Genomic DNA, 17,920 nt, shown 5'->3' on the forward strand with positions numbered 1-17,920 from the left:
GAGCGTCGTTTTGAATACAGATCTTAGTTCACGCCACGATCCCCGCTGTCTCTACCACCGCATGGAACAGCACGTCGGCGCCGGCGCCGGCCCATTCCTTGGTGATTTCCTCGGCCTCGTTGTGTGACAACCCGTCAACGCAGGGGCACATCACCATAGCGGTCGGCGCGACGCGGTTGATCCAGCAGGCGTCGTGGCCGGCGCCGGAGACGAGGTTGCGGTGGGAATAGCCGAGCCGTTCGGCTGCGTCGCGGATCGCCTTGACGCAGCCGGCATCGAAGGTGACCGGATCGAAAGCGCCGACCTGCTCGACCTTGTACTGGATGTCGAGCGCCTCACAGATCGTGTCGATGCCTTCGCGTATGCGCCCATCCATAGCGTCCAGCACTTCCTTCTCGGGCGAACGGATGTCGATGGTGAAGACGGTGCGTCCCGCAATGATGTTGCGCGAGTTCGGAAACACCTCCATGTGGCCGACCGCGCCGACGGCGTCGGGCTGGTAGTCCATGGCGATCTCATGCACCAGCTCGATCACGCGCGCCATGCCTAGACCGGCATTACGGCGCTTGGGCATCGGCGTCGAGCCGGTATGCGCCTCCTTGCCGGTCAGCGTTACCTGCAGCCATTTCAGGCCCTGGCCGTGGGTGACGACGCCAATGTCGATGCCTTCGTCCTCGAGGATCGGCCCCTGCTCGATATGCAGTTCGAAGAAGGCGTGGATCTTGCGGTCGCCGACCTTCTCGGTTCCCTTCCAGCCAATGCGCTCCAGCTCCTCGCCAAATTTCCTGCCCTGTTTATCAGTGTGCTGATACACGTCCGCCTGATCGAGCACACCGGCGAACACGCCGGACGCCATCATAGCCGGGGCAAAGCGCGAGCCTTCCTCATTGGTCCAGTTGGTAACGACGATCGGATGCCTGGTCTGGATGCCGAGATCGTTAAGCGAGCGAATAATCTCCAGCCCGCCGAGCACGCCGAGCACGCCGTCATATTTGCCGCCGGTCGGCTGCGTGTCGAGATGGCTGCCGACATAAACCGGCGGCAGGCTGGGATCAGCGCCTTCCCGGCGGGCAAACATGGTGCCCATTTCGTCGAGCCCCATTTCGAGCCCGGCCGCCTCGCACCAGCGCTTGAACAGATGCCGTCCCTCGCCGTCCTCGTCGGTCACGGTCTGGCGATTGTTGCCGCCGGCAATACCGGGGCCGATCTTCGCCATCTCCATGATGGAATCCCACAAACGGTCTGAATTGATTCGCAGATTCTCGCCTGGGGCGGCCATTCAAAGTCCTCTCATTTCATATAACCAACCGGGCGGCGGTTCCCGCCGCCGCCCGACTGGCTGGATAGATTAGTCGATCGCCCTCAGCACTTCTCTGACATGGTCGAGCAATTCGTTGATCTGGCCCTTGGTGATGATCAGTGGCGGCGACAGCGCGATGATGTCGCCGGTGGTGCGGATCAGCGCGCCGCGCTCGAACGCCTTGACGAAGGCCGAGAAGGCCCGCTTGGTCGGGCTGCCGGCGATCGGCGCCAGTTCGATCGCGCCGATCAGGCCGATATTCCTGATGTCGATGACATGCGGCTCGTCCTTCAGCGAATGCAGCGCATCTTCCCAGTAGGGCGCCAGTTCCTCGCCGCGGGTCAGCAGGCCCTCTTCCTTGTAGGTGTCGAGCGTGCCGAGTGCCGCGGCGCACGCAATCGGATTGCCCGAATAGGTGTAGCCGTGGAAGAACTCGATCATGTGCTCGGGGCCGGTCATGAAGGCGTCGTGGATTTCCTTCTTCACGAACACCGCGCCCATCGGGATGACGCCGTTGGAGACGCCCTTGGCGGTGGTCATGATGTCGGGCGTGACGCCGAAATAATCCGCTGCGAACGGCGCGCCGAGACGGCCGAAACCGGTGATGACCTCGTCGAAGATCAGCAAAATGCCGTGCTTGGTGCAGATCTCGCGCAGTTTCTGCAGATAGCCCTTCGGCGGCAGGATGACGCCGGTGGAGCCGGCGACCGGTTCGACGATGACGGCGGCGATGGTCGAGGCGTCATGCAGGGCAACGATGCGCTCCAGCTCGTTGGCGAGTTCCGCGCCATATTCCGGCACGCCCTTGGAGAAGGCGTTCTTTTCCGGCAGATGCGTGTGCGGCATGTGGTCGACGCCGCCGAGCAGCGTGCCGAACATCTTGCGGTTGGTGACGATGCCGCCGACCGAGATGCCGCCGAAATTGACGCCGTGATAGCCGCGTTCGCGGCCGATCAGGCGGGTGCGCGCGCCCTCGCCCTTCACACGGTGATAGGCGATCGCCATCTTCAGCGCCGTTTCGACCGATTCCGAACCGGAATTGGTGAAGAAGACATGGTCCATGCCCTTGGGCGCGAGATCGACCAGGCGGTTTGCCAGTTCGAACACGATCGGGTGTCCCATCTGGAAGGCCGGCGCATAGTCGAGTTCGGCCGCCTGATGCTGGATCGCTTCCGTGATCTTGGGACGGCAATGGCCAGCATTGACGCACCACAGGCCGGCGGTGCCGTCGAGCACCTTGCGGCCGTCGCTGGTGGTGTAGTGCATGTCCTTGGCGGACACGAACATGCGTGGCGCCTGTTTGAACTGCCGGTTCGCGGTGAACGGCATCCAGAATGCGCTGAGATCGTTCGGCGTGACTTTCAGCCGGTTGGACATGACCAAGACTTCCCCTTGTAACCTGTTTCTGTGCGGCTAACGCTTGGTCTTTCCAAAGCTTGGTCTTTGCTGCGTTTTCATGCTACGCAAATTTTTGACCGATTGGACAAACGTTAGCACCGCCCTGTCGGCGGTCAAGGGATTACTAGCGGAAATGCGGCCTGCGAAGTGCGCTCCACGGGTAAGAGAAAAACTGGTCCAGAGAATTGGTCCAGATGAACCCTGCGGCCAAGGCTTGCAGGGGTGAGCGGCGCCATGGAAGGCTCAGCCCCTCGCCGCACCCGCATCCAGCAGGAAAAGCGCGAACTGATCCTGGAGGCAGCCCTCGAAGTCTTCTCCGCCAACGGCTTTCGCGGTTCGACCATCGACCAGATCGCCGAGGCCGCGGGGATGTCGAAGCCGAACCTGCTCTACTATTTCCGCCGCAAGGAAGACATCCACGAAACGCTGATGGAGCGGCTGCTGGCGACGTGGCTGGCGCCGCTACGTGAACTCGACGACATCGGCGACCCCCTGACCGAGCTCAGGAGCTACATCCGGCGCAAGCTCGAAATGGCGCGTGATTTTCCCAGGGAAAGCCGGCTGTTCGCCAACGAGATCCTGCAAGGCGCGCCGCGCATCATGCCGCTGCTGGCGGGTGAGCTGAAAACGCTGGTCGACGAGAAGGCCAACGTCATCAAGGGCTGGATGCGCGCGGGAAAAATCGCCCGCACCGATCCCTGGCACCTGATCTTTTCGATCTGGGCGACGACGCAGCACTATGCCGATTTCGATGTCCAGGTCCGTGCCGTGCTCGGCGCCGATCGCGGCGGCGACGGCCGCTTCGAGGATGCGGCGCGGTTTCTGGAGCAGTTGTTCATTGATGGGCTGAAGCCGAAGGGCTGACCTTGGGCGTCAGGCGCTGCGGCGCTCCGCCGGCATCGCCTCAAGCAAATTCTGCAGCTTCTCGATCGAATTCTGTTCGGCCAGCGGCGTGTAGACGATCAGCTTCATGTCCGAGCCGTCGTCGATCGACAGGCTCATATGCTCGAACGTCATGGCGCCGGCTCTCGGATGTCGGACATGTTTCACCCCCGACAATCGGCGTGCCACGTCGCGTTGCGGCCACCAGTCGCGAAACTCCGGACTTGAGCGCGTCATAAGCACGATCAGCCGCTCGAAATCCGCATCGCCCACATAGCGGGCGCTTTCCGCCCGGAACGAGGCCAGCACGGTGCGCGCCAATTGCTCCCAGTCAACCAGCAGGCGCCGGTGATGCGGATTGGTGAACACCATGTGGACGATGTTGCGGGCGTCGCCCTCTAGCAGGCCATAATCACCGAACACCGCTACCGCCGCCGGATTCCAGGCCAGCACATCCCAGCGCCGCCCGACGACATAGGCCGGCTGCAGCACCAGGCTCTCCAGCATATGCATTAGCGGGCCATCGACCTTTTCCGGCGCAGCCACGCGGTTCTCCGGTTGCTGGCGGCCTGCCAGGATGAACAGATGCCGCCTTTCAACGGCGTCGAGGCGCAGCGCTTCGCTGAGCGCAGCTAGCACCTCCACCGAGGGTCTGACCTCGCGCCCCTGCTCTAGCCATGTGTACCAGGTGGTGCCGACGCCGGCGATCATCGCCACTTCCTCGCGACGCAAGCCTGGCGTGCGTCTCCGCAGGCCGGTCGCGATGCCGGTGGCGGACGGCGTCAATCTTTCGCGGCGCGAGCGCAGGAAGGCGCCAAGCTCGCGCCGGCGGCTGTCTTCAGCGGAGTGCGTGGGGGCATCCATGAGAGCTATTATAGCAGTATTGATACCAGGATAAAGTTTGAACTGTTTGGGCTGGGTCAGGCGCCCCATCTTCCATCCAGAAGAGATGGAGGCTCTGAATATGGATCTGAAAGACAAGACAATCCTCATCACCGGTTCGACCGACGGCGTCGGCCGTGTCGTCGCGCAAAGGCTGGGCGCCGGCGGCGCGCGCGTGCTGGTGCATGGCCGTGACGCGGCTCGCGGCAAGGCAACCGTCGCAGAAATCGAATCCGCCGGCGGCAAAGCCGAGTTCCTCGCCGCCGACCTCGCCTCGCTAGCCGAGGTCCGCCGCCTTGCCGAGGCCGTACGCGCAAAAACCGACCGGCTCGACATCCTCATCAACAATGCCGGCATCGGCACGGCCGGCGCCAAGCGACAGCTCAGCGCCGACGGCTTCGAACTGCGCTTTGCCGTCAACTATCTCGCCGGTTTCCTGCTGACCTCGGAACTGCTGCCGCTGCTCAAGGCGAGTTCGCCGGCGCGCATCGTCAACGTCGCCTCGGCCGGCCAGCAGGCGATCGATTTCGGCGATGTCATGCTGACCCGTTCCTATGCCGGCGTGCGCGCCTATTGCCAGAGCAAGCTGGCGCAGATCCTGTTCACCATCGACCTCGCCGGAGAGTTGAAAGGCAGCGGCGTCACCGTCAACGCTCTGCATCCGGCGAGCTACATGAACACCACCATGGTCCGCCAAGCCGGCGTGACGCCATGGAGTTCGGTCGAGACCGGCGCCGACGCCATTCTCAACCTCGCGACATCGCCCGCCCTGGAGGGCCGCAGTGGCCTCTATTTCGATGGCCAAAAGGAATCCCGCGCCAACGCACAAGCCTATGACGCCAAGGCCAGACAGCAATTGCGAACCCTGAGCCTCGACCTCGTCGGCCAAGCCTCCGCAAAATGGAAGGAACAGCATTCATGACCGGCAAGATCGAACACACGGTCGTCATCGGCGGCTCATCCGGCATCGGCCTGGCAACGGCGCGAAAACTGCTGGGCCCAGGCATGAAGGTGACCATCACCGGACGAAGCCAGGACAAGCTCACCAGCGCCTGGAAGAGCCTCGGCGGCGCCGCCGAAAAAGCTGCCTTCGATGCTTCGAAGCCGGACGAAGTCCGCCATTTCTTTGGGGAACTCGGACCGTTCGATCACCTCGTGCTGGCTGCCAGCGGCGGCAAGGGACTTGGGCCGTTCGAAACCCTCGATCTCTCAGACATCGCCGGCGGCGTCGACGAGAAAGTCAGGCCGCAGCTGTCCTGCCTGCAGGCTGCCTTGCCGACGCTCAACAGATCGGGATCGGTCACTTTCATCTCGGCGGTGTCGGCACAATTGTCGGCGCCCGGCGTGGCCGGCATTGCCGCCGTCAACGGCATGCTGTTGACGGTGGTGCCGATCCTGGCGGTCGAACTGAAGCCGCTGCGCGTCAATGTCGTTGCCCCCGGCGTCATCGACACGCCGTGGTGGGATTTCCTGGCCGAAGACCAGCGGCAGGCGGTGTTCAGCGAATATGCCGGCAAAACCCCGGTGGGCAGGGTCGGCCGCGCCGAAGACGTCGCCGGCGCAATCGCCTTTCTAGTCTCCAACGGCTTCATGACCGGCCAGGTGCTGACCTGCGACGGCGGCCTGCGCTACGCGGCGTGACCTTACAGCGACTGCGCGATCAGCGTGAGAAAGCCTCCGGCCAGTGCGACGTTGCCGACGAAGCCGTTGATGCGCGACGCCCGGTCCGGGCCCTGATGGTCCCAGAAATTGTGGAACATCGGCGTCGCGACAATGAGAAACAGCACCAGCACAGCACTGGCGATCGCGGTCCACAGGCCGGCCATCACCAGCGCGCCGGCAATGGTCTGCAGGACGATGCCGGCCCACAACGCCAATCTCGCCTGCGGCACGCCGCGCGCGGCCATCAGCCCTGTCAGGAAGGCCTCGTTCTGAACATTGCGCAGGCCGGCGAAAACGAAGGCGCCGCCGAGCAGCAGGCGGCCGAGAAACAATAGGGTCGATGGCAAATCGACAGGCATGAAATCCTCCCCTTTGAAAACAGGTGGAGCGCCGTCGAGCGGGCGGCGCTCCATGACTAAACCGGACGGTCAGGCTGCTTTGGCAGCCGGCATCGGGTGAATGGCGTGGAACGGGATGCAGAGCCGGTTCCAGGTGTTGATCATGCCGATCGCGACCGACAGCTTGACCAGTTCCTCTTCCGAGAAGTGCTCGAGCGTGCGGGCATAGAGTTCGTCCGAAACGCCATTGTTGGCGATCAGGGTCGTTGCCTCGGTCCAGGCAAGCGCCGCGCGTTCGCGCTCGGAAAACAGCGGCGATTCCTTCCAGGCCGAAACCAGATAGAGCCGTGTCTCGGTTTCGCCATCGCGCCTCGCCTCGCGGCTATGCATCTCGACGCAGTAGGAGCAGCCATTGATCTGCGAGGCGCGGAGCTTGATCAAATGCAGCAGGCTCACTTCAAGCCCGCATTCGTCGACCGCCTTGTTGAGCGCCGACACGGCTTTCATGATCTCAGGCGCCTTGGCGAAAAATTGCAGTCTCTGTTTCATCGTCTTTCCTTTCACATCTGTTTGGCGGGGATTAAATCTGTTTGGTCGAAGCGGGTTTCTGCGGCCGCTGATGGCGCGCGACAAAGGCACAGCTGGCGGCAAACGATCGCGGATCGCCTTCGGCCTTGTAATCAGCCACGATGTCGGACAACCGGGTTTCCGCGAGGGCCGCGCGATAGGCGCGCTCGGCTTTCAGCATCGCGGCATTGATGCCGCACGGCTTCACATAGGCCGAAGCATCGATCTTGACCGGGCCGCGCTGGCGGATCTCGCCGCAGCGGAAGGCCGGCTCGCGACCCTCGACCGCAAGCACGATATCGAGCAGCGTGATGCGCTCGGCCGGACGCGCCAGCCGGTAGCCGCCCGCCGGTCCCGGCACCGATTCCAGGATGCGCGCAGCCGTCAGCTGGTTCAGATGTTTCAGCAGATAGGTCGGCGACAGGCCGAAGGACTGTGCCAAGGCAGCACCCGGCATCGTGCTGTTGCCCTCCACGCTGGCCAGTGTGGCCGCGCAATGGATGGCCGCTTCAACGCCCTCGCCCAGCTTCATGATGTTGATCTCCGATTCATGGATATCTTATATCGTGGATAATTTTTATCTGCAATAGCAAAATGAAAAACGGCGCTCGAAAGCGCCGCTTTTTTCTTCGACCCGTTCCCTACTCCGCGGCCACCTTGGCCATCGGGTTGTTCGGGTGCGTCGTCCAGTTGGCATAGACCGGCGACACCGGCTTGCCGGTGCGCTGGTCCATCACGCCGGCGGCCAGCGGCTCCATGGTGATGCAGTTCTCGACCGGGCAGACATTGACGCACAGATTGCAGCCGACGCATTCGGCCTCGATCACCTCGAAATGCCTGACGCCGTCGACCATGTTGGTGATCGCCTGGTGCGAAGTGTCCTCGCAGGCGATGTGGCAGCGGCCGCATTTGATGCAGGCGTCCTGGTCGATATGCGCCTTGGCGATGTAATTGAGGTTGAGATACTGCCAGTCGGTGACGTTGGGCGTGGCGCGGCCGACAATGTCGTTGAGCGAGGCGTGGCCTTTCTCGTCCATCCAGTTTTCGAGACCGGCGATCATCTCCTGCACGATCTTGAAGCCGTATGTCATCGCCGCCGTGCACACCTGCACATTGCCGGCGCCGAGCGCCATGAATTCGGCCGCATCGCGCCAGGTGGTGATGCCGCCAATGCCGGAGATCGGCAGGCCGCGCGTTTCCGGATCGCGGGCGATCTCGGCCACCATGTTCATGGCGATCGGCTTCACCGCCGGGCCGCAATAGCCGCCATGCGAGCCCTTGCCGTCGATGGTCGGCTGCGGCGCGAAGCTATCGAGGTCGACGCCGGTGATCGAGTTGATGGTGTTGATCAGCGACACCGCGTCGGTTCCGCCGGAGAGTGCGGCGCGCGCCGGCTTGCGCACATCGGTGATATTCGGCGTCAGCTTGGTGATGACAGGCATGCGGGTGTTGGCCTTGCACCAGCGCACTACCATTTCGATGTATTCAGGCACCTGGCCGACAGCCGCGCCCATGCCGCGTTCCGACATGCCGTGCGGGCAGCCGAAATTGAGTTCGATGCCGTCGGCTTCGGTCTCCTCGACCACCGGCAGGATCGCCTTCCAGCTTTCCTCGACGCATGGCACCATCAGCGAGACGACGATGGCGCGGTCGGGCCAGTCCTTCTTGACCTGCTTGATCTCGCGCAGATTGACCTGCAAATCGCGGTCGGTGATCAGCTCGATATTGTTGAGGCCGAGCAGGCGCCGGTCCGCCCCCCAGATCGCGCCATAGCGCGGGCCGTTGACGTTGACCACCGGCGGACCTTCTTCGCCCAGCGTCTTCCACACGACGCCGCCCCAGCCCGCCTTGAAGGCGCGGATGACGTTGTAGGCCTTGTCGGTCGGCGGCGCCGAAGCCAGCCAGAACGGATTGGGCGATTTGATGCCGACGAAATTGTTGCGGATGTCTGCCATGGGTCTTTCTCCTCTGGCCGTGGCGGGCTTACCGCCACCTTAAAGCGTTGCCTATCGGATCATTCCTCGCATCGAAGAAAAACCGATGGCGGTTCGCCTTCGACCGTTACCGTGATCTGGTCCGGATCGCCCTTGCGCGCTTCCAGCCCGACCATTTTTTCATCCATGCGCACGGTCTCTTCTCCGTTGAGATAGACGCTCGCGCATGAAACCGTCGTTTGTACCAGGTCGCCAGTTGGCGGCCCGGCTGTCCATTGGCAGATCGTGTGCTCGCTGAAGCCGACGCCGGACGCTTCGACCGACATCCGCTCTTCACCCTTCTGGTCGCACCATTGCGCATAGAGCCAATAATCCCCTGAAACCGCCGGCACTGCCGCGGTGCCGATGACGGCGGCAAGGATCTGCGCTATCATCGCAATGCCCTGTTGATGCTCTCCGCCGCGTCGCGGCCTTGCGCGACTGCCGAGACGGTGAGGTCGTCGCCACCAAAAATGCAGTCGCCGCCGGCCCAGACATTGGCAAGCGAGGTGCGCCCTTCGGCATCGACCTTGATGCGGCCGGCCTCGAGTTCGATCGCAGCGCCGCTGCCATTCAGTGCTGCCGGCACGAAGCTCTGGCCGATCGCCTTGAACACCTGGTCGGCGGCCAGCGTCAGCCGCTCGCCGGTGCCGGCGAGCTTGTCGCCATTCATCGCGGTGTATTCGAGTTCGATGCCCGACACCTTGCCACCCTCAGCGATCACCCGCTTCGGCTGCAGCCAATGGCGGATGGTGACGCCGTTGGCGGCAGCCAGATCCTGCTCGAACTCGGAAGCGTTCATGTGTTCCTGGCCGCGCCGGTAGCAGATCGTCACCTCCTCGGCGCCGAGCAGCTTCGATTGCACCGCGGCGTCGATCGCCGTCATGCCGCCGCCAATGACGACGACGCGCCGGCCGACCGGCAGGCTCGCGAGATCGCTGGCCTGCCGCAGTTCGGCGATGAACTCCACTGCATTGACGACGCCACCGGCGTCCTCGCCATCGGCGCGCAGCGCATTGACGCCGCCAAGCCCCATGCCGAGGAAGACGGCATCGTAATTCCGGATCAGGTCCGACAGCCGGTAGTCGCGGCCGAGCGCCCTGCCGTTCTGGATATCGATGCCGCCGATCCCCGTGACATAGTCGACCTCGGCCTGGGCGAAATTGTCGATGCTCTTGTAGGCGGCGATGCCATATTCATTGAGGCCGCCGGCCTTCGGGCGGGCTTCCAGTATGGTCACCTCGTGGCCATGGCGGGCGAGCCGGTGCGCCGCGGCTAGGCCGGCCGGACCGGCGCCGACCACGGCGACCGACTTGCCGGTCGATTCAGCGCGCGAATAAAACTGCTGGTGCTTGGCCATGGCGACATCGGTGGCGTAGCGTTGCAGGCGGCCGATCTGCACCGGCTTGCCTTCCGCCACCTCGCGCACGCAGACCTCTTCGCACAGCGTCTCGGTAGGGCAGACGCGGGCGCACATGCCACCCAATATGTTCTGGTCGAAAATCGTCTTGGCCGAACCGATCGGGTTGCCGGTCGAGATCTGGCGGATGAACAGCGGAATGTCGATCGAGGTCGGGCATGCATTCATGCACGGCGCATCGTAGCAGAAATAGCAGCGGTCGGATTCGACCAGCGCTTCGTGGTGATCGAGCGGCGGATGCAGGTCGGAAAAATTCTCGGCGTACTGGTCGGCGGCAAGCCGGCCGCCGGCAATGCCGTCCTTGAACTGGCCTTCTGGCATCGTCAGTTCCCCTGTTTTCGTTTTGGGGAAGGCTAGCACGTTTTATTTTTTTATCAATTGGTCAATTTTCGCCGCAAGTTACTGAAAAGCCTAGCTGATAATATGATCGAACCACTCATGTTATGGCCTATGTCACGGGCGAAAAGCCAGAGCTCGTAGCGCCGCCATGGATCGACCTGATCTCGTTGGCAACCAGTTGCTGCAGCCGCCACAGATTGCGGTCGCGGATGCCGAATTCCTCAAGGTGGCTGACGGTGTTGTAGAGATATTCCGCGCCTGAGCCGACATGGCCGCAGGCTCTGGCAAGCACCCTCGCCACCCGATCCAGCGGCTGCCCGAGCGAGGTTCCCCTGCCCGTCACCCCGACCCAGAAGCCGAGCGCCCGTATCCGGCCCTGCTCCGTGCGCACGGGAACCCACCGGACCGAGCTGACACTCTCATGGTCGTCGATCTCGCGCCGCAACAATCTTTCGATCTGCTGCGGCTTGTCGCCGTCGGGCAGGCGGTAGATGACGCCGTCGCATCGGCCGCCGCGTTCGAGCGCCATCATCAGCCCCGGCTGCGCGACGCTGCCGCGCCAGCGCACCATGTCGAGGCAGAAGGAGCGGTGCCAGCCGAAAGCGGTGGCGCGCTGGCGTTCGACTGATTCGAAAGCCGGCTTCCAGATCAGCGAGCCATAGGCGAACACCCACAAAGGCCCCTCGTCTGCTTCTTCAGACAGCCGCAAGGCTAATGTCCGGTAATCCTCATCGTTCAGCTGCGTCCAACTGCAGTCGGGTCCGGGATCGACCTCTTCGCGATGACACAGTGACACAAGCTCAGGCGTGAGCGACATAAGGCGCATGAAACTACTACCCCTCGTTTGCCCCAAGGAAAGTCGAAAACCGCCCCAAGTGCAAGCCGCCGGTGGGGCGAAGTGCGGAACGATGTGTCAACGCAGCCGTTGAATTTTCTCCGCTTCGCTGTCGGATTCGCGTCGCTGAAAACGTCCTTTGATGGATCGGACGACGATCGATGCATAGGTGAGGAGACCGAGAATGCCGAGATCCCCAATGCGCTTCTTCTGGTACGAGTTGATGACCAGCGACCTCGATGCGGCGCAAGCGTTCTACACCACCGTGGTCGGCTGGCGCGCCGAGCCCTTCGACAAGGCGCCTGGCATGCCGCGCTATATCGTGGTGAACTCCGTCGGGCGTGGCGTCGGCGGGCTGATGACCCTGCCCGAGGAAGCAGCCAGGACGGGTCTGAAGCCGGCCTGGTTCGGCTATATCCACACCAGCGATACCGATGCCTCGACCGAGGCACTGAAAGCCGCCGGCGGGGCTGTTCACCGCGAACCCGACGACATTCCCGGCGTCGGCCGCTTCTCCGTCGTCGCCGACCCGCAAGGCGCCGCCTTCATGTTCCTGCAGCCCAATGGCCCCCACCAGCCCGTCCTTCCGGCAACGACGCCGGGCCATGTCGGCTGGCACGAGCTTTATGCGTCCGACCGCCAGAAGGCCTTCGATTTCTACTCCAGCCAGTTCGGCTGGACTGATGCCGGTAGCATGGACATCGGCGAGATGGGCATCTATCAGACCTTCTCGGCCGGCCCTGAATCCGGCGGCGGCATCATGAACAAGCCACAACAGCTGCCGGTGCCGGTGTGGCTGTTCTACTTCAATGTCGATGCCATCGACGCAGCCGCCAAACGCGTCACCGACAATGGCGGCAAGATCGTCATGGGTCCGATGCCGGTTCAGACCGGCCAATGGATTGCCCAGTTCACCGATCCGCAAGGCGCTTATTTCGCGCTGATCGCGCCGGGCCGCTGATCCCCTCCGGTACTCGCCTGCACGGAACTGCTCTCATCGCGCCGCTGGTGCGATGAGAGGCGCGTCCGGGCGCGGTCACTCCGGCGCCAGCACCGCAACTTTGAGGTTCTCTTTCCTGGCGCCGCTGAGCTGGATCGTGGCTGCGCCAGGCGTCAGCTTGAAGCGCAGGCTCTTGCGGACGCCGAGGCAGGTCTTCACGCCGCTGAAACCGGCTGATTTCACGGCCTGGCCATCCTGAATGACGTCGACCCAGGCCTCATCGGACAGGCTGATCTGGAGCTCTCCTTCCGTTGGCACGGCCACGTTTGCCGTCGCGCCGAACGTGCCGGCTGCCGGCGCGCGTTGCGGTGAGACCATGAAGCTGACCGCATCGACCGGCTCCAGCGCCATATCCGCGGCTTCGCCGAAAGCAAGAGAGGCACCGGACTGCGCGGCGGGCGCTGCCGGAAACAGTTCCTGCTCGCGTGTTACCGGCCATTTGAAGGCATCGCAGCCAGCATCAGCGGCCACGGCGAAACTGGTGCTTGCGAGGATTGCGAACAGGCTGATGGCGACTTTTTTCATGGCGAAGGAACCCGTCTGGTTTGGAGTGTCTACTCGCAGATATACAACCTTAACGAGATGTATGCAACCATAACGAGAGCAAATTTCGAAGTCAGACTGGAAATAATTGCAATCACCGATTGTTGATGACAGGCCATGGGAAGTGAATGGTCCAGCGCCGGGTGATGATTTATGGCCGGGCCACATGGTTGGAAAAATGGAGTTTAGATGAAGCTTTTTGACGGTCTCGCGAGATTTCAGCCGCAGGCACTCGGCGTCCTGCGCATCATCACAGCCCTGCAGTTCCTCGAGCATGGCTCGCAGAAACTGTTCAATTTTCCGGTCAGCGCCGAGCCTCACGCTCTTAGCGGCCTGACGGCGACGGCAGGCATCCTGGAATTCGCCGGTGGCATCCTGCTGGCGCTCGGTCTGTTGACCCGCCCGGTCGCGTTCCTTCTGGCCGGCGAGATGGCCATCGCCTATTTCATGGCGCACTACCCGCGCGACTTCTTCCCGGTCAACAACAGCGGCGACGCGGCAATCTCCTTCTGCTTCATCTTCCTCTATCTGGTGTTTGCCGGCGCCGGCGCCTTCGCGCTCGACAACCGCCGCAACGTCTGACGCGCAATGCATGTCGCCCAAAGGTGCGCAGCGGTTTTGGGATAACGACATGCACAAAGGAATCTGAAGCGCCTCGGCGAAGCCGAAGCGCTTCAGGCGCGCATTCGCTCGAAGTTCGCGTCAAAGAGCGGCGCTGCCTGAACGCGCGCCGCGTGGCGCTTGCCCAAAAGTTCGATTTCGAAGCCGTCGCTCTTGTCTGCGATCTCCTTCGGCACATAGCCGATGGCGACGGATTTCTTCGAGTGATGCGCATAGCCGCCCGACGTCACCCAGCCGCGCACCGCGCCATCGTACCAGATCGGCTCGTCGCCGATGACATCGGCATCGTCGGCATCGAGGATAAATGTGCGCAGCCTGAGCTTGCCGCCCTCCTTGCGCTCGGCAAGAGCGCCGGCCTTGCCGACGAAATCGGCATCCTTGCCATAGGCGACGAAACGGTCGAGCCCGGCCTCCAGCGGCCCGTAGATCGGCCGGTATTCGCGCGCCCATGAGCCGTAGTTTTTCTCCAGCCGCAGCGCATTGAGCGCGCGCGAGCCGAACAGGCCGAGGCCGAATTCCTCGCCTGCCGCCATCAACGCCTGGAAGGCAGCGCGCTGATATTCCGGCGCCACCCAGATCTCGTAGCCGAGATCGCCGGTGTAGCTGACGCGGCCGACCAGGCATGGCGCCGTGCCGATGTCCATTTTCGCGACCGCCATGAAGGGGAATGCGGTGTTGGCGACATCCGCGCGGCTGACCTTCGCCAGCACCTCCCTCGCCTTGGGTCCGGCGATCGCCAGACCGGTCAGTTTCTGCCCCAGCGCCTCCATGCGCACTGAGCTATCCGCAGGTAAATGCGCCTCGAACCAGCGCATATGATACTGCTCGGCGATACCGGAGCCGGCGATGAACCACTCGGTCCCGTTGGAATTGGTGGCACCGATATTGGCCAGCGTGAAATCGCCGATGAGCTTGCCGTCATCCTTCAGCATCGGCGCCAGCGTCATGCGGCCTGGCTTGGGCAACTTGCAGGCAAAGACCCGGTCGAGCCAAGCGGCCGCCCCTCCTCCCGTCACCTTGTATTTGGCGAAGTTCGAAATCTCCGCCAGGCCGACGCTCTCACGAACAGTCGCGACCTCATTGGCGACATGGGTGAAATCGCTGGACCGCCGCCACGAGAACTCGTCCTTGACACCCTCGGGCGCAAACCAGAGCGGCACTTCCAGCCCATAGGACACGCCCCATTGCGCGCCCTTGGCCGACAGCAGATCATAGATCGGCGTCGTCTTCAGCTGCCGCCCGGCGGGCAGCTCCTCATTGGGGAAACGGATCGAGAAGCGGCGCGAATAGTTCTCGCGCACCTTGGCATTGGTGTAGGCCATCGTCGCCCAGTCGCCGTAGCGCGCGACATCCATCGCCCAGATGTCGGCGCCGGGATCGCCCTCGATCATCCAGTTGGACAGCGCCAGGCCGACGCCGCCGCCTTGTGAAAAGCCCGCCATGACGCCGCAGGCGACCCAGAAGCCGGGAAGGCCACGCACCGGCCCAACCAGCGGATTGCCGTCCGGCGCGAAGGTGAAGGGCCCGTTGATGATCTGCTTGATGCCGGTCCTCTCGAAGGCCGGGAAATGGCGGAAGCCGACTTCGAGCGACGGCGCGATGCGGTCGATGTCCGGCTCCAGCAATTCATGACCGAAATTCCACGGCGTCTGGAATTCGGACCAGACCTTATTGGCCTTCTCGTACGTGCCCATCAGCATGCCGCCGCGCTCCTGGCGCAGGTACAGCTCACCATCGAAATCGACGGCATGGATGATCTCGGTCCCCGTCTTGGCGTTCCACGCCGCCACCTCGGGCATATCCTCGGTGATCAGGTACATGTGCTCCATTGCCAGCACCGGCAGCTCCAGCCCGACCATGCGGCCGACCTCGCGCGCCCATAACCCGCCGGCATTGACGACATGCTCGGCCACCACTTCGCCCTTGTTGGTGATGACGCGCCACATGCCGTCGGGCCGGCGCACAATGTCCTCGACCTTGGTGAAGCGCTCGACCTCGGCGCCCAGTTTCCGCGCGGCCTTGGCATAGGCATGCGTCACGCCGGAGGGATCGAGATGGCCGTCCTCCTTGTTGCGGACGGCGCCGACGAATTGTTTCGGGTCGAGCAGCGGCATCAGCTCGGCCGCTTCATTGGCCGATATCTCCTCGAGGTCGATGCCGAGGTAACGCCCCTTGGCGACGACGCCGCGCAGCCAGTCGAGCCGCGCCTCGGTTGCCGCCAGAAGCACGCCGCCGGTCAGATGTACGCCGGTCGCCTGTCCCGACAGCTCCTCGATCTCCTTGTAGAGCGAGATCGTGTATTTCTGCAGCTTGGCGACGTTGGGGTCGCCATTGATCGTGTGCATGCCGCCGGCCGCATGCCAGGTCGAGCCGGAGGTCAGCTCGTCGCGCTCCAAAAGCACGACATCGGTCCAGCCATGACGCGCCAGATGGAACAGCACGGAGCACCCGACGACGCCACCGCCAATGACCACGACCTTTGCATGCGATTTCATGAGTTTTGCTCTGTTATCAATGAGTTGAGGAGATAAGGTGAATCAGAAAGGCAGCGCCGCGCGCCGACGCTGAAAAAGTCACGGCTCGCCCTGCCCGATCGCTTCCTTGCGCCTGGCCACATACGCCTCCAGCGCCTCGCGCACGGCGATATCCATCACCGGCTCGACATAGTCTTCCAGCGCCTTCTTCCACAGCCGGGTCGCGCGCGCCGTCGTGTCGAGGCCGCCGGCCTCCTGCCATGCCTCGTAATTCTGCCAGTTGGACAGTATCGGCTGGTAGAAGGCGGTGGCATAGCGTTCCAGCGTGTGCGGTTCGCCGAAGAAATGGCCGCCGGTCGGCACCGCGCCCAGCGCCTCGACCGCAAGCTCCGCCTCGTCGACGACGATCGGGCGCAAGAACTCCATCATGTGCTGGATCATCTCGACATCAATGATGAGCTTTTCGAACGATGCCGTCAGCCCGCCCTCCTGCCAGCCGGCGGCATGATAGACGAGGTTGCCGTGGCCGAGCACAGCGCCCCACAGCGCCATCAGCGTCTCGTAGGCGCCTTGCGCGTCCGCCGCATTCGATGCCGACCCCGGTGTCGTGCGGTAGGGCAGATTGTAGCGCCGCGCCAATTGCCCCGAGGCGATGTTGGCCTTGGTGTTCTCCGGCGTTCCGAAGGCCGGCGCGCCCGACTTCATGTCGACGTTGGAGGTGAAGGCGCCGTACATCACCGGCGCGCCGGGGCGCACCAGTTGCGTCAGCACCACGCCGAACAGCGCCTCGGCATTCTGCTGCGCCAGGGCGCCGGCGAGCGTCACCGGGCTCATCGCGCCCATCAGCGTGAACGGCGTCACCGCCACCGACTGGCCGAACTCAGCCATGGTCATCAGCCCTTCGGCCATCATCTCGTCGAAACGCCGCGGCGAGTTGACCGAGATGATGGTGGCAATGCCGGGATCATCGCGCATCTCGTCCAGCGTCAGCCCGCGCGCGATTGCCATCATCTCGATGCCGTCCAGCGCCCGGCCTCGTCCAATCGCCGAGACATGGAACGATTTGTCGGTCAGCGTCAGGTTGGTGAAATAGGTATCCATGTGCCTGGTGTTGGCCGGCAGTTCCACCGGCGCGCAGACCTGGTTGCCGAGCATGTGGATGCAGTTGAAATGCTGCGCCAGCCGGGTCAGATCGGCATAGTCGTGCAAGTTTCCAGCGCGCCGGCCGCGCTCCATGTCGTGCACATTGGGCGGCCCGGCGACGAGGGTGAAATTGATCGTGTTGCCGCCGAGATGAATGGTGTTGGCGGGGTTGCGCGGCGTCAGCCGATAGCTGGACTGCGTGGTCTTCAGCGCCTCGGCGACAAGGCCCCGGTCGATGCGGACATTCGCGGTCGCATGGTCAACTTTTGCGCCCGCCTTCTCGAACAGCGCCAGCGCCCGCTGAGACATCACCTCGATGCCGAAATTTTCCAGAATGTGCATCGACGCCTGGTGGATCGCTTCGACCTGGTCGACTGAGAGCATCGCCATCGGCGGATAGGGATTGGTCACCCGCCGCAGTGGAAGTTGCGGGATGGCGGCGGGCCCCCGGTTGCTGGTTCGCTCCGCGCCGCGCTTTCGTCTTGGTTCATTCATGCCTGGCATCAGAGCGCCGGCATCCGGATATCGCTGTCAGAAATCCGC

General features: G+C 63.3%; 18 protein-coding genes. 5 read left to right on the forward strand and 13 right to left on the reverse strand.

From position 1 onward, the window contains the following. Positions 1-28: 28 nt before the first annotated feature. Together NKI96_RS07445 and aptA are read right to left on the reverse strand one after the other, a co-directional pair. Positions 29-1,279 (reverse strand): Zn-dependent hydrolase, encoded by a 1,251-nt coding sequence (locus NKI96_RS07445; RefSeq protein ID WP_023687995.1) that lies wholly within the window; start codon positions 1,277-1,279, stop codon positions 29-31. Between the two features lie 69 nt (positions 1,280-1,348). Then, positions 1,349-2,677 (reverse strand): omega-aminotransferase AptA, encoded by a 1,329-nt coding sequence (gene aptA, locus NKI96_RS07450; RefSeq protein WP_352803567.1) that lies wholly within the window; start codon positions 2,675-2,677, stop codon positions 1,349-1,351. Between the two features lie 255 nt (positions 2,678-2,932). Between aptA and NKI96_RS07455 the strand changes: the two genes are divergently transcribed. Next, positions 2,933-3,562, forward strand: a complete 630-nt coding sequence (locus tag NKI96_RS07455) for a TetR family transcriptional regulator C-terminal domain-containing protein (protein WP_023697053.1) — start codon at positions 2,933-2,935, stop codon at positions 3,560-3,562. Positions 3,563-3,571: 9 nt separating this feature from the next. Here NKI96_RS07455 and NKI96_RS07460 read toward each other — a convergent pair whose 3' ends face one another. Continuing rightward, complete coding sequence (locus NKI96_RS07460) at positions 3,572-4,444, reverse strand: helix-turn-helix transcriptional regulator (protein ID WP_023729382.1); 873 nt, start codon at positions 4,442-4,444, stop codon at positions 3,572-3,574. Between the two features lie 100 nt (positions 4,445-4,544). Between NKI96_RS07460 and NKI96_RS07465 the strand changes: the two genes are divergently transcribed. Then, positions 4,545-5,384 carry an SDR family oxidoreductase gene (locus tag NKI96_RS07465; protein WP_352758091.1) on the forward strand — a complete coding sequence of 280 codons (840 nt, stop codon included), beginning with the start codon at positions 4,545-4,547 and terminating at the stop codon, positions 5,382-5,384. After that, positions 5,381-6,103, forward strand: a complete 723-nt coding sequence (locus NKI96_RS07470; protein ID WP_352803570.1) for an SDR family oxidoreductase — start codon at positions 5,381-5,383, stop codon at positions 6,101-6,103. The genes NKI96_RS07465 and NKI96_RS07470 overlap by 4 nt, the downstream gene beginning before the upstream one ends. A 2-nt stretch (positions 6,104-6,105) precedes the next feature. Here NKI96_RS07470 and NKI96_RS07475 read toward each other — a convergent pair whose 3' ends face one another. From NKI96_RS07475 to NKI96_RS07505, 7 genes are all read right to left on the reverse strand, one after another. Further along, positions 6,106-6,483 (reverse strand): DoxX family protein, encoded by a 378-nt coding sequence (locus tag NKI96_RS07475; protein ID WP_352803572.1) that lies wholly within the window; start codon positions 6,481-6,483, stop codon positions 6,106-6,108. A gap of 69 nt (positions 6,484-6,552) precedes the next feature. Then, on the reverse strand, positions 6,553-7,011 hold the full coding sequence (locus NKI96_RS07480) for a carboxymuconolactone decarboxylase family protein (protein WP_023668206.1): 459 nt from the start codon (positions 7,009-7,011) through the stop codon (positions 6,553-6,555). Between the two features lie 31 nt (positions 7,012-7,042). Then, positions 7,043-7,561, reverse strand: coding sequence for an RrF2 family transcriptional regulator (locus NKI96_RS07485; RefSeq protein WP_352803574.1), 519 nt, complete (start codon positions 7,559-7,561; stop codon positions 7,043-7,045). A gap of 109 nt (positions 7,562-7,670) precedes the next feature. Beyond that, positions 7,671-8,984, reverse strand: coding sequence for an NAD-dependent dihydropyrimidine dehydrogenase subunit PreA (preA, locus tag NKI96_RS07490; RefSeq protein WP_023699020.1), 1,314 nt, complete (start codon positions 8,982-8,984; stop codon positions 7,671-7,673). A 59-nt stretch (positions 8,985-9,043) separates the two neighbouring features. Continuing rightward, positions 9,044-9,397 (reverse strand): hypothetical protein, encoded by a 354-nt coding sequence (locus NKI96_RS07495; protein WP_352803577.1) that lies wholly within the window; start codon positions 9,395-9,397, stop codon positions 9,044-9,046. Next, the gene (locus tag NKI96_RS07500) at positions 9,394-10,743 is read right to left on the reverse strand and encodes an NAD(P)-dependent oxidoreductase (RefSeq protein ID WP_352803579.1); all 1,350 of its coding nucleotides are present in this window, start codon (positions 10,741-10,743) and stop codon (positions 9,394-9,396) included. Before NKI96_RS07500 ends, NKI96_RS07495 begins: the two co-directional genes overlap by 4 nt. 127 nt (positions 10,744-10,870) lie before the next feature. Beyond that, on the reverse strand, positions 10,871-11,587 hold the full coding sequence (locus tag NKI96_RS07505; RefSeq protein ID WP_352803580.1) for a gamma-glutamylcyclotransferase: 717 nt from the start codon (positions 11,585-11,587) through the stop codon (positions 10,871-10,873). A 193-nt stretch (positions 11,588-11,780) separates the two neighbouring features. Here NKI96_RS07505 and NKI96_RS07510 point away from each other — a divergent pair, with 193 nt between their 5' ends. Next, positions 11,781-12,557, forward strand: a complete 777-nt coding sequence (locus NKI96_RS07510) for a VOC family protein (RefSeq protein ID WP_352803582.1) — start codon at positions 11,781-11,783, stop codon at positions 12,555-12,557. Positions 12,558-12,632: 75 nt separating this feature from the next. Here NKI96_RS07510 and NKI96_RS07515 read toward each other — a convergent pair whose 3' ends face one another. Further along, complete coding sequence (locus tag NKI96_RS07515; RefSeq protein ID WP_023753560.1) at positions 12,633-13,121, reverse strand: hypothetical protein; 489 nt, start codon at positions 13,119-13,121, stop codon at positions 12,633-12,635. A 207-nt stretch (positions 13,122-13,328) separates the two neighbouring features. Between NKI96_RS07515 and NKI96_RS07520 the strand changes: the two genes are divergently transcribed. Then, a complete protein-coding gene (locus NKI96_RS07520) occupies positions 13,329-13,721 on the forward strand; it encodes a DoxX family protein (protein ID WP_023687981.1) in 393 nt (130 codons plus the stop codon). Between the two features lie 92 nt (positions 13,722-13,813). Here the strand turns inward: NKI96_RS07520 and NKI96_RS07525 are convergent, their stop codons facing one another. Beyond that, positions 13,814-16,255 carry a GcvT family protein gene (locus tag NKI96_RS07525; protein WP_352803585.1) on the reverse strand — a complete coding sequence of 814 codons (2,442 nt, stop codon included), beginning with the start codon at positions 16,253-16,255 and terminating at the stop codon, positions 13,814-13,816. 78 nt (positions 16,256-16,333) lie between these two features. Continuing rightward, positions 16,334-17,872 (reverse strand): trimethylamine methyltransferase family protein, encoded by a 1,539-nt coding sequence (locus NKI96_RS07530; RefSeq protein WP_023707716.1) that lies wholly within the window; start codon positions 17,870-17,872, stop codon positions 16,334-16,336. Positions 17,873-17,920: the final 48 nt, after the last annotated feature.

It is taken from the genome of Mesorhizobium sp. M0292 (assembly GCF_040321695.1).
Classification (GTDB): Bacteria; Pseudomonadota; Alphaproteobacteria; order Rhizobiales; family Rhizobiaceae; genus Mesorhizobium.

Bases quoted from the DNA above. Each gene is read 5' to 3' on its own strand.
- NKI96_RS07445 (WP_023687995.1), bottom strand. From the start codon at position 1,279: ATGGCCGCCCCAGGCGAGAATCTGCGAATCAATTCAGACCGTTTGTGG.
- aptA (WP_352803567.1), bottom strand. From the start codon at position 2,677: ATGTCCAACCGGCTGAAAGTCACGCCGAACGATCTCAGCGCATTCTGG.
- NKI96_RS07455 (WP_023697053.1), top strand. From the start codon at position 2,933: ATGGAAGGCTCAGCCCCTCGCCGCACCCGCATCCAGCAGGAAAAGCGC.
- NKI96_RS07460 (WP_023729382.1), bottom strand. From the start codon at position 4,444: ATGGATGCCCCCACGCACTCCGCTGAAGACAGCCGCCGGCGCGAGCTT.
- NKI96_RS07465 (WP_352758091.1), top strand. From the start codon at position 4,545: ATGGATCTGAAAGACAAGACAATCCTCATCACCGGTTCGACCGACGGC.
- NKI96_RS07470 (WP_352803570.1), top strand. From the start codon at position 5,381: ATGACCGGCAAGATCGAACACACGGTCGTCATCGGCGGCTCATCCGGC.
- NKI96_RS07475 (WP_352803572.1), bottom strand. From the start codon at position 6,483: ATGCCTGTCGATTTGCCATCGACCCTATTGTTTCTCGGCCGCCTGCTG.
- NKI96_RS07480 (WP_023668206.1), bottom strand. From the start codon at position 7,011: ATGAAACAGAGACTGCAATTTTTCGCCAAGGCGCCTGAGATCATGAAA.
- NKI96_RS07485 (WP_352803574.1), bottom strand. From the start codon at position 7,561: ATGAAGCTGGGCGAGGGCGTTGAAGCGGCCATCCATTGCGCGGCCACA.
- preA (WP_023699020.1), bottom strand. From the start codon at position 8,984: ATGGCAGACATCCGCAACAATTTCGTCGGCATCAAATCGCCCAATCCG.
- NKI96_RS07495 (WP_352803577.1), bottom strand. From the start codon at position 9,397: ATGATAGCGCAGATCCTTGCCGCCGTCATCGGCACCGCGGCAGTGCCG.
- NKI96_RS07500 (WP_352803579.1), bottom strand. From the start codon at position 10,743: ATGCCAGAAGGCCAGTTCAAGGACGGCATTGCCGGCGGCCGGCTTGCC.
- NKI96_RS07505 (WP_352803580.1), bottom strand. From the start codon at position 11,587: ATGCGCCTTATGTCGCTCACGCCTGAGCTTGTGTCACTGTGTCATCGC.
- NKI96_RS07510 (WP_352803582.1), top strand. From the start codon at position 11,781: ATGCCGAGATCCCCAATGCGCTTCTTCTGGTACGAGTTGATGACCAGC.
- NKI96_RS07515 (WP_023753560.1), bottom strand. From the start codon at position 13,121: ATGAAAAAAGTCGCCATCAGCCTGTTCGCAATCCTCGCAAGCACCAGT.
- NKI96_RS07520 (WP_023687981.1), top strand. From the start codon at position 13,329: ATGAAGCTTTTTGACGGTCTCGCGAGATTTCAGCCGCAGGCACTCGGC.
- NKI96_RS07525 (WP_352803585.1), bottom strand. From the start codon at position 16,255: ATGAAATCGCATGCAAAGGTCGTGGTCATTGGCGGTGGCGTCGTCGGG.
- NKI96_RS07530 (WP_023707716.1), bottom strand. From the start codon at position 17,872: ATGAATGAACCAAGACGAAAGCGCGGCGCGGAGCGAACCAGCAACCGG.